The organism is uncultured Subdoligranulum sp. (assembly GCF_937890665.1).
The window spans coordinates 26,353-39,480 of record NZ_CALADU010000197.1; the positions used below are offsets into that span (position 1 = coordinate 26,353).

At 57.2% G+C, this 13,128-nt stretch carries 11 protein-coding genes; all 11 read right to left on the reverse strand.

Going from position 1 to position 13,128, the window contains the following annotated elements; genetic code table 11:
* Window positions 1–8 precede the first annotated feature (8 nt).
* The 11 genes from Q0526_RS11325 to Q0526_RS11375 all read right to left on the reverse strand — a co-directional run bounded on the left by Q0526_RS11325 (window position 9) and on the right by Q0526_RS11375 (window position 13,098).
* Complete coding sequence (locus tag Q0526_RS11325; RefSeq protein WP_298733644.1) at window positions 9–1,061, reverse strand: DUF6077 domain-containing protein; 1,053 nt, start codon at window positions 1,059–1,061, stop codon at window positions 9–11.
* Complete coding sequence (locus Q0526_RS11330) at window positions 1,058–1,888, reverse strand: hypothetical protein (RefSeq protein WP_298733646.1); 831 nt, start codon at window positions 1,886–1,888, stop codon at window positions 1,058–1,060. The genes Q0526_RS11325 and Q0526_RS11330 overlap by 4 nt, the downstream gene beginning before the upstream one ends.
* Before the next feature lie 24 nt (window positions 1,889–1,912).
* On the reverse strand, window positions 1,913–3,145 hold the full coding sequence (locus tag Q0526_RS11335; protein ID WP_298733648.1) for a nucleotide sugar dehydrogenase: 1,233 nt from the start codon (window positions 3,143–3,145) through the stop codon (window positions 1,913–1,915).
* The gene (locus tag Q0526_RS11340; protein WP_298733650.1) at window positions 3,142–4,182 is read right to left on the reverse strand and encodes an NAD-dependent epimerase/dehydratase family protein; all 1,041 of its coding nucleotides are present in this window, start codon (window positions 4,180–4,182) and stop codon (window positions 3,142–3,144) included. Before Q0526_RS11340 ends, Q0526_RS11335 begins: the two co-directional genes overlap by 4 nt.
* Before the next feature lie 37 nt (window positions 4,183–4,219).
* Window positions 4,220–5,407, reverse strand: coding sequence for a glycosyltransferase (locus Q0526_RS11345; RefSeq protein WP_298733652.1), 1,188 nt, complete (start codon window positions 5,405–5,407; stop codon window positions 4,220–4,222).
* Between the two features lie 22 nt (window positions 5,408–5,429).
* Window positions 5,430–6,698 carry a glycosyltransferase gene (locus Q0526_RS11350; protein WP_298733654.1) on the reverse strand — a complete coding sequence of 423 codons (1,269 nt, stop codon included), beginning with the start codon at window positions 6,696–6,698 and terminating at the stop codon, window positions 5,430–5,432.
* Between the two features lie 49 nt (window positions 6,699–6,747).
* The gene (locus Q0526_RS11355; protein WP_298733656.1) at window positions 6,748–7,875 is read right to left on the reverse strand and encodes a glycosyltransferase; all 1,128 of its coding nucleotides are present in this window, start codon (window positions 7,873–7,875) and stop codon (window positions 6,748–6,750) included.
* A complete protein-coding gene (locus Q0526_RS11360) occupies window positions 7,872–8,978 on the reverse strand; it encodes a glycosyltransferase family 4 protein (RefSeq protein WP_298733658.1) in 1,107 nt (368 codons plus the stop codon). The genes Q0526_RS11355 and Q0526_RS11360 overlap by 4 nt, the downstream gene beginning before the upstream one ends.
* Window positions 8,975–10,357: an exopolysaccharide biosynthesis polyprenyl glycosylphosphotransferase gene (locus tag Q0526_RS11365; protein WP_298733660.1), complete on the reverse strand. Its 1,383-nt coding sequence runs from the start codon at window positions 10,355–10,357 to the stop codon at window positions 8,975–8,977. The genes Q0526_RS11360 and Q0526_RS11365 overlap by 4 nt, the downstream gene beginning before the upstream one ends.
* A 176-nt stretch (window positions 10,358–10,533) precedes the next feature.
* A complete protein-coding gene (locus tag Q0526_RS11370) occupies window positions 10,534–11,997 on the reverse strand; it encodes a hypothetical protein (protein WP_298733662.1) in 1,464 nt (487 codons plus the stop codon).
* An 84-nt stretch (window positions 11,998–12,081) separates the two neighbouring features.
* Window positions 12,082–13,098 carry a glycosyltransferase family 2 protein gene (locus Q0526_RS11375; RefSeq protein WP_298733664.1) on the reverse strand — a complete coding sequence of 339 codons (1,017 nt, stop codon included), beginning with the start codon at window positions 13,096–13,098 and terminating at the stop codon, window positions 12,082–12,084.
* Window positions 13,099–13,128: the final 30 nt, after the last annotated feature.

Consider the following 13,128-nt stretch of genomic DNA (forward strand, 5'->3'; position numbering starts at 1 on the left):
GGATCCGGTCAGAACAACGTGATCAGCGCACAGAAGGCTGTGGGCAATCCACAGACCAGATACCGCAGCACATCAGGCCAGCGCTTATTGCGCAGCAGGCAGAATCCGCCCCAGAGGGCCAGTTCCAGCGGCACCACAAAGAAGAGGGACGCCGATACAAAGCAGCAAGACCAACAAACGAACAACAGCGCACGCCACAAGGTGCGCCGCTGGGCCGGGTTGGCGGCCTCCTCCAGACGGATCAACAACCAGAGAATCAGCGGTGTCATAATGGAGGCCGTCAAAGCTTTTCCGGTCCAGCAGTTGACCACCAGCCACCATTCGCCGCTGGTGCCGTTCATGCTTTCGGCGGCCATCAGCACAAAAATCGTGTAGTACAGGGTGCCCAACAGCGCCTTTTTGCGGCTATTCGGGAAGAAGAGCCGCAGCAGTTGGTAGGCGATCCAGTAAGCAAACGGGATCTCCAGCAGCGGCAAAATGGTCCGGAACAGAATCGCCGGATGCACTCCGGTAAGGATCGCCAGCATGGAGCTGAAGACCGGCCAACTGGCGATCACGTATTTGTCGTTGTAGAAGGGCCGCTGCAGCGCACCGGTACTGGGGGCGTAGCGGTTGACCGTATCGGTGTACCAGGAGGTAACAGCGGTACCACAGTAGGTCTCGTCGTCCCAGTTGCCGTAATAGGTGTTCAGCACGGTGTTCAGCGTTTGCAGCACCACCATCGCGATGACTGCCGCCAGCAGCAGTTTTTCCACCCGGTCCCAGCGCACCGCGGCAGTCACCGGACGGGGTATGGCGCGGCGCTTGGCCCGCAGATACCCCCACATCGCCAACGCGATGCAAGCCACAGACCACAGGCCCGTCATAAACCGCAGGCTGCCCATCGTGAGATGGAAAATTATCGCCAGCACTTCAAAGAGACAAAATTCCGCGAAGAGGCCGCCCAACAGGGCCAGCTTTGTCTCCTGCCCGCCGACAAGGAGCTTGCCCAACCCCAACGGCAGCACGGCAAAGACAAGAACCAGCACAAGGACGGTCAAAAGCGCTTGCAAGACGATCATTGGTACGCTCCTTCCGCCAGACGATAGAGGACGTACTCCTTATCGTACGAGTTGGTGTCTTTCACCGGATCCACATCGATGCGATAGATCTCCTCAAAACCGTGGGCGGTCACACTGCCGGTGTAGTCGCCATCGACGGCCAGCACCAGATAGTGGTATCCGCCTTCCGCCGCCCAGTAAGCCAACTGATCCAGATCCACAGCATCTTCGGCCTTTTCCACGGTGTCATAGATCTGTTGAGCGGGCTCAAAATCACCGTTGACCTTGGTCCACGCATAGGGCATCTCGATTTCGGGGCGGTATTGCCGCACCCAGAGGTTCAGCGGAGTGGGGAAAAATGCCTTTTTCTCCACCCCGGCGTCGTCCTCCACAATGGCGTCGGACAGTTCGATGACCACATCGGGGATCTTATACCAGTTGGTGGTGTGGTTTTGCCAGGTATTGCGCAGGCTTTGGAACTGGTTAACGGTAGCCAGCACCCCCAAGGGCAGCACGATGGCTGCCGCAATTTTCAAAGCCCGCGGGCGGAACCAATCCACAAGGAGCACACTGGCTGCGGCCATGAGCAGACTGACAGGAACCAGCCAGAAGAACCGCAGCGACCGGGTCTCCTCATACTTGGTCACCAGAAAGTGGGCCACCACCGGGTTGAGCAGCAGCACCAACAGCACGGCGGACGGCAGTACAATGTAGCGGCGCAGCCGCACCGACACCGCATCCCGGCGTTTCCACGCCAGCAGCAGTACCAGACAGCAGCACAGCACAAAATAGATCACCCGCGGCCGATCCACCCAGAAATAGGCCAGCAAGCTTCGCATTGAAACCATAGAGAACCAACTTTCCTTGCAAAATCAATCGCGGCGGAACAGGTCCCGCGTGTAGACCTTGGCCTGCACGTCGTCCAGACAACTGTCATACCGATTGGCAATGATAGCCTGACTGCGGCGTTTGAACTCCGCCAAGTCGTTGACCACCCGGCTGCCGAAGAAGGTGGTACCGTCCTCCAGCGTAGGCTCGTAGATGATGACCTCGGCGCCCTTGGCCTTAACCCGCTTCATGACCCCCTGAATGGAGGACTGGCGGAAGTTGTCGGAGTGGGATTTCATGGTCAGGCGGTAGACGCCCACCACCACCGCGTGTTCCCGGGCGGGATCGTAATCGCTGTTGGCCTCGTAGGCGCCGGCCAGTTCCAGCACCCGGTCGGCGATGAAGTCCTTGCGGGTGCGGTTAGATTCCACGATGGCCTCGATGAGATTTTCCGGCACATCGGCGTAGTTGGCCAGCAGTTGTTTGGTGTCTTTGGGCAGGCAGTAGCCGCCGTAGCCAAAGCTGGGGTTGTTGTAGTGGTCGCCGATGCGGGGATCCAGACAGACACCCTGAATGATGTCCTTGGTGCTCAGGCCCTTGGTCTCGGCGTAGGTGTCCAGCTCGTTGAAATAGCTGACCCGCAGTGCCAGATAGGTGTTGGCGAAGAGCTTGACAGCCTCGGCCTCGGTAAAGCCCATGAAGAGGGTGGGAATGTTCTCCTTGATGGCCCCCTCCTGCAGCAGACCGGCAAAGGTGTGAGCCTTTTCCACCAGAGCGGGGTCCTGCAGGTCGGTGCCCACAATGATCCGGCTGGGATAGAGGTTGTCGTAGAGGGCCTTGCTCTCCCGCAGAAATTCCGGGCTGAACAGGATGTTCTTGCTGCCGGTCTTTTCGCGGATCTCGGCGGTATAGCCCACCGGGATGGTGGACTTGATGACCATGGTGGCTTGGGGGTTGACCTTCAGCACCAGATCGATGACCGCCTCCACGGCGGAGGTATCGAAGAAGTTCTTCTTGCTGTCATAGTTGGTGGGCGCGGCGATAACCACGAACTCCGCTTCCCGGTAGGCAGCTTCTCCATCCAACGTCGCGGTAAGATCCAGCGGCTTTTCCGCCAGATATTTTTCAATGTATTCGTCTTGGATCGGGGACTCCCGGCGGTTGATTTTTTCCACCTTTTCGGGCAGAATGTCCACCGCCGTCACGTGGTGGTGCTGTGCCAGCAGGGTGGCGATGGACAAACCCACATAGCCGGTTCCGGCAACGGCGATCTTCATTGTGTATCCTCCTCCATATAAAACGCTTTGTACCACTCGGCGAACCGGCGCAGCCCGGTGCGCAGCGGCGTACTGGGCTTAAAGCCGAAATCCCGCTCCAGCGGGGCGGTGTCGGCGTAGGTCACCGGCACATCGCCGGGCTGCATAGGCACCAGTTCCTTGTGGGCCTCAAAGTCATAGTCGGGGGGCAATACCCCGGCGCGGACCAGTTCTTCCTGCAAAATGGTAACGAAATCCAGCAGGTTTTCGGGCTGGTTGTTGCCGATGTTGTACAGCTTGTAGGGCGGCACCGGCAGGCCGTCGGCGCCGGTACGCTTCTCAGGCGGGCGGGCCATGACCCGGACCACGCCCTCCACGATGTCGTCGATGTAGGTGAAGTCCCGCTGGCAATGGCCATAGTTGAAGATCTGGATGGTCTTGCCGGCGCGGAGCTTGTCGGTAAAGCCGAAGTAGGCCATATCCGGGCGGCCCGCCGGGCCGTACACCGTAAAGAACCGCAGCCCCGTGCAGGGGATGTTGTACAGCTTGGCGTAGGCGTGGGCCATCAGCTCATCGGACTTTTTGGTGGCGGCATACAGGCTCACCGGGTTGTCCACCTTGTCGTCGGTGGAGTAGGGCACTTTGGTGTTGGCGCCATATACGCTGGAAGAACTGGCATAGACCAGATGCTCCACCGGATAGTGGCGGCAGGCTTCCAGAATGTTGTAAAAGCCGATGAGGTTGGCCTCCACGTAGGAGTCGGGGTTGATGATGGAATACCGCACCCCGGCTTGGGCGGCCAAGTTGACCACCACCTGCGGGCGGTACTGGGCAAACAGCCCTTCCACCAGCGCTTTATCGGCCAGATTCCCCTTCACAAAGACGAAGTTGGGGAACTGGGCCAGCTCGGCCAGCCGAGCTTCCTTGATGCGCACATCGTAGTAGTCGTTGACCAGATCCAGCCCCACGACCCGCACCTGCGGGTCATCCTGCAGCAGCCGCTTGGCCAGATTGGCGCCGATGAATCCCGCCGCGCCGGTAATCAAGATTTCTTTCATAACAGATCGTTCCTTTTCTGTAAAGCAGTCGGGGCGTTCAGGCCTCATCTCGGGTTGCTGGCGGATACCAGTCATCTGCCAGACAAGGCGCCGGACTGCAAGGGCCGTCGGGATACACGGGCGGCGGATCCCCCGCCAGCAGTGCCTTCGCCAGCGCCACAAAGCGCCGGGCCGCCAATTCGGCGTTCCACGTATCGGTGATGGTGTGGTAAGCCGCCGCCCCCATCCGGGCAGTCATGGCCGGATCCTCCAACAGCGTTTTCACCGCGCCATACAAAGCGTCGGTGTTTTTGCTCTGGTACAGCAGCCCGTTGACACCATCTTGAATCAAATAAGGGGTGGCTCCCGCGCCGTGGCTGGCCGCCACGGCGCAGCCACTGTTCATTGCTTCGTTCAGGACCGCGCCCCATCCCTCCTGTTTGTCAGAGGTAAACAAAAAGATCGCAGCCTTTTCCATGCGGGCGCGCACCTCAGCAGCGGGCAATGCTCCCAGCAGCCGGACACAGTCCTGCAGACCTGCCTCTGTCACCTGCCGGTGCAGGGCGTCCTCCTCGGGGCCGTTGCCCACCACGTCCAGCCGAAAGGGAATCCCTGCCTCGCGGAGGCGGCGGGCCACTTCCACCGCCTGATCAGGGTGTTTCCAGTCCAGCAGGCGGCCCGCCCACAGCAGGGTGGCCGGTTCCTTGGCCGCCAACAGGGCCTCGGTGCTGGGCCAGTGTACCGCTTGGGGAAAATACCCCCAGCGGAAGACTTTGCCGGTATAGTCGGCATAGTGGGCAATGTCAGCGGCGGTGTAGGCGCTGCTGCACAAAAAGTAGAGCGGCTTGCCTTGAAACCGTACAAAATGTTTCCAAGCCCGGTACCGGTCTTTCAGGTACCGCTTCAGGCCGCCGTCCTCCCGCTTGAAGAACCGTTCGCTGTACTGGAAGGTCAGCTTGCCCTGACGCAGCCGCCGGGCCAGAATGGCGGTGGGCGCAGAGCCCACGATCACCACATCGCTTTCCTCCAGACAGGTTTCTGCCCGGCGGGCGGTATCCGGCCCATCGTAAGGGCAAAGGACAAAGGGATACCGATGATCCAGATCCTCATACCCCAAAGCCAGCCGACTGGCGGGGATGCCTTCCCGGCTGATGAAGGTGTAGTCCACGCCGGGGGTGCCCGCCAATTCTTGGGAAAAAGGCAGTTGGTGATGGTTCATGAAGTTGGAAACAAAGGTAACTTTCACGATATTGCCTCTTGCGTCGGGGTCATCCCCGGGCCGTTTGCAGCACCTGCCGGTAGATCTCCACCAACTGTTCCCCGGCATCCTCCCGGACATACATCCGGCGGATGGTCTGCCGAGCCGCGGCGGAGAAGGCGGCAGCCTTGTCGGGCTCCGCAAAGAGCTGCATCACGTACTGGGCCAGCAGCTCGTATTCCTCGTAACGGTAGAGATAGCCGTTCTCGCCGTGGTGCAGGTATTCCGGCACGCAGCCCACGCTGGCGGAAACAGCGGGCGTGCCCACCAGCATGGCTTCCCGCAGGGTGGTGGAAAGGTTTTCAATGGCCGACGGCATTACAAAAACATGGGCGCGGCGCATTTCTTCGGCCATCTGGGCGGAGGTAAGCACCCCGGGAAATTCCAGACAGTCCCTTACGCCCAGCTCCTCTGCCAGACGGGCCAGATACCGGAAATAGGGCGGCGTCCGCCAGTGGTCCAGCCGGTCAAAGCTGATCGCGCCGGGGATACGCAGCTTTACATCGGGGTAGCGGGGGCGGATGCGGGCCAGCGCCCGCACCGCCATATGGATGCCCTTGTAGGGGGTACGCCCGGCGTTGCAGAAAATCGTATGGGGCACACAGCCTTCCGGCGTCCACGGGGCGCCCTGAAAAGCTTCGTTCATGGGCAGCATATGGTAGGCCACCGCCGTTTCGGGGGCCATCGCCCGGAAAAACCCGGCGCACCATTCGTTGTCGGTGATGATGCACCCCACACGCCGGGCCAGTTCCTGCTCAAAAGGCACCTGCGCCGCCATCCGGGCAGCGTCCCGACGGTATTTCAGGGTGATGGGCTGAAAGGGCAGCGGCTGGGCGGCGCGGAGTTCCCCCAGCGGCAGGCCGCCGTTGGGATATTTGGCGATGGCCGTGATGACCCCTTGGGTGTACAGTACCGCGGGTACGCCGGGGGCAGCGTCCAGCAGGTCCAGCCCGTCGGTAAACTCGCTGCCCCAGATCTGGATCAGGTCAGGGTGAAAGCCCTCCACCACCTGCCGCCATAGCGCCACATTCTGCCCGGGCGCCCGGGCGCCCCGGTGGGCATGCCCGCCCGGGATGCAGTAGTAGGTCACGCCGTCCTTTTCCGCTTTGCGCAGGGTGTCCCCCGGCGCCAGCGTGGCCACCGCCAGCCGGGGCGGCTGGGCGGTGGCGGCCAAAGCCCGGGCGGTGGCATCCACCCAGCTACCGCTCTGGGCCCGGGCGGTGCCCAGCGCTTCACAGGCCGCGCCAAAGGGCGCATTGGTCATCCATAGTACGTTCATCTAGGTCTTTGCCCTCTCGTTGCGGTCAAGGATACAATTCCTCGCCGGTTCACAATTCCCATGTACGGATCGCATCCTGCCAGTTTCGGTAATCAAAGATCGTTTGGGGGTGTTTTTGTCCAGTTCTTCCGGTGTGCTCTGCCGCATATTGCAGGACCGTCTGGGTCACATCCCGTTCCACGATCATTAACCCCGGCACGCGATCTCGATATTCTCGCAAATCGCTGATGTCGCTGGCAATCACATCGGTTCCCACCGTGACCGCTTCCACGAACTTTGTGGGGAATCCAGCGTTGTTGGTGCGGGTATTGTCCCGGATAATAAAGGAGCAGTCGGCGCTCTTCAGGTAGGCCAGACTTTCCACGTGAGGCAGCCGTCCCAAAAAGGCAACACAGTCCGGGATAGATGCCCCATTGTACTGGGGATTCAGGCGCAGAAACTCCTCCCGCGTGGCACCGATGACCCACAGCCGACAAGGGCACTGCCGAGCCGCCGCGGTAACAGCGGCCACGATCTCATCCAACTTATCTTTGCGACCGGGGCTGCCGGCATAGACGAAGGCCACTTCCGGTCCCCGGGGCTTGGGTTCACAGCGCCATTTGGCATCGGTGGTGTCCACCAACGGCGGCAGATAGACCACATGGGGGCACGCCCCATAGTATCGCTGCAAATACCGGCTGATGACGATCAGTCCATCCAACCGCTTTTGCAGTACCCGCATTCGCAGGCAAATATCCGGACCTTTGACAAGTTTGAACAGCGGAGAAACAGCCCGGACATTGTACCATTCCGTGCAGTCCGCCAGAATCCGGCGGCCCTGCCGGTGACACTCCCGGCGCAATCGAGCCATAGCCGCCGCCGGGTGGTTGTAGCAAAGGACGGCGTCCACTCCGCCCTCCGCCTCGATGACTTGTCGCACCGGGCGAATGTCTGCCAGATACTCCGGCCACTGCGCCAAGGTTTTGGGATACGGTACCGCATAACAGACAAACCCATCCACCTCAGTACGGGTCTCCAGAACAGGGCGGGTGTCGGTATGGCTGATGCCAAGAAAGACAACGCGGCAGCCCTGATCTCGCAGCAGCTTGCCCACAGCCAACACCCGGTGGGCGGCGGCGTTTTTGTCGGGCAGTTCAAATCCGCCCACATACAGGACGGTCTTTTGCTGTTGTTTCATACCGCTTTCCCCTTCACCGCGTCGGTGATCTCCTGCAGATAGGCCTCCACCACGATCTGCCGGTCAAATTCCCGCTCCACCTTGCGGCGGGCAGCCAGCCCCATCTCCCGGCGCTTTTCCCAAGGCAGGGCCAAGAATTTCTCCAGCTGGGCGATCAGATCGGCGCTGTCCTTCTGGCGGCAGACAAAACCGTTGACGCCATCCTCCACGATCTCCCGGCAGCCGCTGCGGTCGGTGGTGATGATGGGCCGTCCGCAGGCGGCGCTTTCCAGCAGTACGTTGCTCATCCCCTCGGGGTAGTAGGTGGGATGGACGGTGCAGGCGCTGATCTGCTGAAAAGGCAGCACGCTGTTCTGCTGGCCATGGTACCGGATGGCGCCGGTACTCTCCATCCGTTTCAGTGTCTGAAGATAGGTCTCGTCGTCGCAGCCCCCCAAGATGTGGAAGACCGTTTCGGGGTGGCGAGCATGGACAGCCTGTGCCGCCTCGAGGTACTGGTCAATTCCCTTTTCCTTCATCACCCGGGAAATGAACAGAAAATCCACCGTTTCTCCCTGGGGATAGGGCAGCAGCGCAAAGCGCGCGGTGTTGACACCGGACCCCGGCAGCAGATGGTGGTGGCCCGGCGCCATACGACGCGCGTTGAAAAAGTCTTCGTTTTCCTGATTCTGAAAAAAGACGCAGGCGGCCTTTTTGACCCCCAGTTTGTACAGCGTCACGGTAAGCAGCTGCATGGGACCGGGATTTTCCACCGGTGTTCCCAGACCACAGACGTTGACAAGATAGGGAATGCCTCGCTTAGCGCAGGCCATTCCGCCATAGACGTTGGGCTTGATGTTGTAGGTCAGCACTACGTCGGGGTTTTCGGCATCCAGCAAGCGGCCGTAGGCCCGCAATAGGCTTACGTCCTGTAAGGGGTTCTTGCCGTGCCGGGCCACCCCCAGCGGCAGCATCCGGCAGCCCAGTTCGGTCAAATCTTCCCAGTGCTGTTTGCGCTCACAGACCACCGTGACCTGCCAGCCCTGAGCCAGCATGGCTTCGATGACCTCCCGCCGCAGGTTGTACACATAGGTGGAATCGTTGGCCAGCAGTAGAATTTTCATTGGTTGGCGGCCTCCGTTTCCTCGGGTTCGTTCTGGGCCGTGGTCTGGCCCTCTGCCACGCCCTCGGTGCTCTCCGGCACAAAGAGGATCTTGATGGTGGCAAACATGATGCGCAGATCTTCCATCAGGCTGGGATTGGCGATATACATCAGGTCCATCTGCAATTTGTCATAGGGGGTGGTGTTGTATTTGCCGTAGACCTGCGCGTAACCGGTCAGGCCGGCCTTGGCTTGCAGCCGCAGGGCAAATTCCGGCAGGTCCTTCTCGTACTGGGCGGCGATCTCAGGCCGCTCGGGGCGGGGCCCTACCAGCGACATGTCCCCTTTGAGAATATCCAGCAGTTGGGGCAACTCGTCGATGCGCACCTTGCGGATCAACCGCCCCACCGGGGTGATGCGGTCATCCTTGTCACCGGTGGACAGACGGGCCACGCCGTCCTTTTCGGCATCCACCCGCATGCTGCGGAACTTGTGCACCATAAAGGTTTTGCCGTCCTTGGTCAGGCGGCATTGTTTATAGAACACCGGGCCGCCGTCGTAGGCCTTGATGGCGATGGCAAACCCCAGCATCACCGGCGAAAGCACCAGCAGCGCCACGCCGGAGATCACAATGTCCAGCAGCCGTTTGAGGAAGAGATATTCCGGCGCCGGTTCATATCGGGTGACCTGCAGCATGGGCAGATGGAAGAGGTGCAGCGGCACAGCGCTGCTGATGAGCACATCCCCGATACGGGGCAGCATATACACCTGAATATCCTGCGCCACGCAGCGTTTCAAAATCAGGTTGCGCTCATGGCTGTGGATACCACACAAAAACACCGCCTCGATGCCATCCAGCAGCTTCATGTCGTCTGCCAGACAGTCTTCCACCCGGGCGGTAGTCACCACATGGAATTTTTTCTCCAGCCCGTATTCCCGAATAAGCTGTTCCATCCCACCGCGGCGGTCATAGATGACGGCCGTACGCCGGGGCGGGAAGGTTTTGAAATACCATTTGTGACCAAAGTAAGACCAACCGACGGCGGCCAAAATCTGCAAAACAGCGCAGACCAACAGCGGCCACACCGGCGGAATATCCTTGTTGAGCAGCCAGATGACCACATACATGATGGCATCCGACAAAAGCAGGGACAGCGTCTGGGAGTACACCATTTCCGAAATGCGGTACAGCGACACTTTAAAAGCATCATAGACCCGGCCATACACCAGATACAGCACCGCAAAGATGGCGATGACCACCCAGTTGCCTCGGTTATAATAAGGCGAGCGGATGTTATCCGCATAGGCCCAATACCAGCACACGCCAAAAAGGGCCGTCATGACCGCCACATTGATGAGTTTTACCCCCCGCAGCGCGGTGCGATATTTCACTCCATCCATAGACATCCTCAATTCCCGGCAGCGCCGCGCCCCTTTGCCAATCGGGTTTCAGCGCACCGTTTCTCTGGCGGACCGGCATGGGCGGCCCCGCTTCGATAAATACAAATATTCAGTTTATTGTACCACAGCAGGGCCTGTATTTCAACCAATGTAAAATTGTACCGCGGGGCAGCGATTTATCTCGCTTTCTTTTTATCGACCAATTTTTTCATCCTTTGACAAACTCTGGCAAACGTGGGTGTCCGAGCAAATACTAACAACAAAATAGCATTACACAGACAAAAGGTCACTAGTCCCTTGATCAATAACGCCAAAATCCCAGTTCCCGGCACACCTTGCACAATCTTTCCGCAGATCAAAGTGCAGCCTGCTAGCAAGAGCAGAGAAAGAAGGTAGCGCATAACATATCGCCAAAAAGGTTTTTCCAGAATCTTATGGTAGACGATATACCCCTCCACCGTTTCGCTGATCAGCAGCCTAGTGATGACGGTGGCGATATAAACACCAAACAGCCCCATTTTCAGTGCCAAGACCACTGAGAGTGCCACATTTGCGATGCCGGACCAGAAATACGGATATTTCATTTCATCAAACAATCCACAGGTCACCCGAAAGGTATACACCGGAAAATTCATACCACTCACGTAAGCAATCAGCACAAGAGCCACTACAATAGGCAAATCCGTTTGGTAGGATGTTCCAACCCAGATTTCCACAAAAGGATTAAGCAGCACGATCAGACAGGTACAGCACAAACAGAAGATCCAATAGACAATCAGGTACAGTTCCTCAAAAATCGCGCGTCGTTTTTCCACACTGGCATTTACATTAAAGTTTCCCATACTGCCAGTAATGCCGGACAGCGTCCCCCACAAAATGCTGGAAAAGGAATTGATAACCAACGTATAATTGGATACCACACCCACTGATGTCAGCCCAAGGATTTTGGCGATCACAATATTATCCGAACCATTGCTGACAATTCCCGCCACCTTAGAAATAGCCAAAGCCTTGACATCTTTAACGATTTTATGTTGTTCCTCTTGTGGCAGGGGTGCCTGTACCGACCGGTCATTAAGCCACGGATAGGCTTTTTTTACATACAGACTAATAAACACATTGGTCAGCAAGGTACAAATAACCTGAACCAGCAAAAAGCCATAGTAAGAATGTGCAAAGAACAAGATTGCCATCTGCAGCAGAAGTTGCGCCACCTTGGTTCCTTGCTGGATATACAAAACAATATACTTTTTCTGTTCCACCAAAAGGATGGACTGTTTATAAGCCAACAGATAGGAGCAGACGTTGTTAAAAAGGAACAGCCAAAAAATCAGTTGAAAATTTTCTGGGATGTTGGGTTTCTCCGCCACCAAATAATCTAAAAAGAATGAGGCTATCACACCCACCACCGTTACAAACAGCGCGATCCCCCGATAGGCCGTTTTATACAGGCGCATCAGCTGGCAAAGCTTTTCCCGGTTTCCCTCCTTGGCGGGTTGATACATCGCATAGGAAAGCGCCTCCCCAATGCCCAGTTCCGCAAAAGAAAGCACCGTCAAGATGTTACTGAACAAGCCATTGATGCCCAGATATTCGCTGCTCAGTACCATCACAAAAACGCTGCGGGAGACAAAGCTCAACAGCAACGCAGCTCCTTGGCAGGCAAACCCCGCCGCCACATTTTTGGCACTATTTTTCGTTCTCGAATCGCTCATGGTGTTTCCTTATACGCTTCTTTTTTCTTTATAGTGTGCTATGCTGTTGTATATCGGTCTTAGCCAGAAATACAGAAAAAGCCTTACCTTTCTTTGCAAAGGTATACTCTTTACGTTCCAAAAGTTCTTTTTGTTCTCATCCAATATATTTTGTGCGCACGCAAGGCGCTCGTCATCAATTTTCTCCGGATGGAACAGGGCACTGTCATACATCAGCAAAGCTGCTCCTAAGCATTTTGCCAAACACATATCTACCGCCTCGGGCATGTGTTCGCATGCATATACATAATGGCAATACCTTCCCCAAAAGATATCTCCATTTTTCTTAGGATTAACGCCTAGCGAGCTCCCCTTTGGATTCATTCGGTAATGATACAAGGGTTCCTCCAAAAAACCCACACTTCCTGTGGTATAGGTAAAAGGCAGCCATGAAACTGCCAGATCCTCATACTTCATACCTGCAGGAAAGCGAACCTTTTCCCAGCATTTTCTTTTATAAATCGCTTTCCATGGTTGACCACCAATTTCGTCTTCCAACACCCTGCGCAAAATTTCTCGTGCCGGTTTTACCGTACGATCTGGATATTCTCGAAATCGAATTTCTTGATCCTCGCCCTCTCGAACAACCCTTGCGGCACAGTACACACAATCCAGATCCTTCTCCGCCGCAAAAGCAAGCATCGTCATATACGTGTCTGGATCAATCCAGTCATCGCTATCTACAAAGGCAATCCATGCCCCTGTGCAACGGTCCAGCGCCGCATTTCGTGCCACACCTTGCCCCTGATTTTCCTGATGAATCACATGGATGCGGGGATCCTGCGCCGCATACCGGTCGCACATTTCCGGACACCGGTCCGGCGAACCATCATCAATCAGCCATATTTCCAGATTCGTATAGGTCTGGCTGCGGACAGACTGTATACATTGATCAAGATAGGCTTCCACCTTATAGACCGGAATAATAACCGACACAAGCGGATCCTGCGGGCACGGATTATGGTTATCCAAATTCATTTTATTCATCTTCGTAGGCCCGTCCTTTCTTGCAGTTTT

Coding starts and splice junctions, on each gene's coding strand:
- Q0526_RS11365 (WP_298733660.1), bottom strand. CDS start 10,357: ATGGATGGAGTGAAATATCGCACCGCGCTGCGGGGGGTAAAACTCATC.
- Q0526_RS11360 (WP_298733658.1), bottom strand. CDS start 8,978: ATGAAAATTCTACTGCTGGCCAACGATTCCACCTATGTGTACAACCTG.
- Q0526_RS11330 (WP_298733646.1), bottom strand. CDS start 1,888: ATGGTTTCAATGCGAAGCTTGCTGGCCTATTTCTGGGTGGATCGGCCG.
- Q0526_RS11335 (WP_298733648.1), bottom strand. CDS start 3,145: ATGAAGATCGCCGTTGCCGGAACCGGCTATGTGGGTTTGTCCATCGCC.
- Q0526_RS11350 (WP_298733654.1), bottom strand. CDS start 6,698: ATGAACGTACTATGGATGACCAATGCGCCCTTTGGCGCGGCCTGTGAA.
- Q0526_RS11375 (WP_298733664.1), bottom strand. CDS start 13,098: ATGAATAAAATGAATTTGGATAACCATAATCCGTGCCCGCAGGATCCG.
- Q0526_RS11325 (WP_298733644.1), bottom strand. CDS start 1,061: ATGATCGTCTTGCAAGCGCTTTTGACCGTCCTTGTGCTGGTTCTTGTC.
- Q0526_RS11340 (WP_298733650.1), bottom strand. CDS start 4,182: ATGAAAGAAATCTTGATTACCGGCGCGGCGGGATTCATCGGCGCCAAT.
- Q0526_RS11355 (WP_298733656.1), bottom strand. CDS start 7,875: ATGAAACAACAGCAAAAGACCGTCCTGTATGTGGGCGGATTTGAACTG.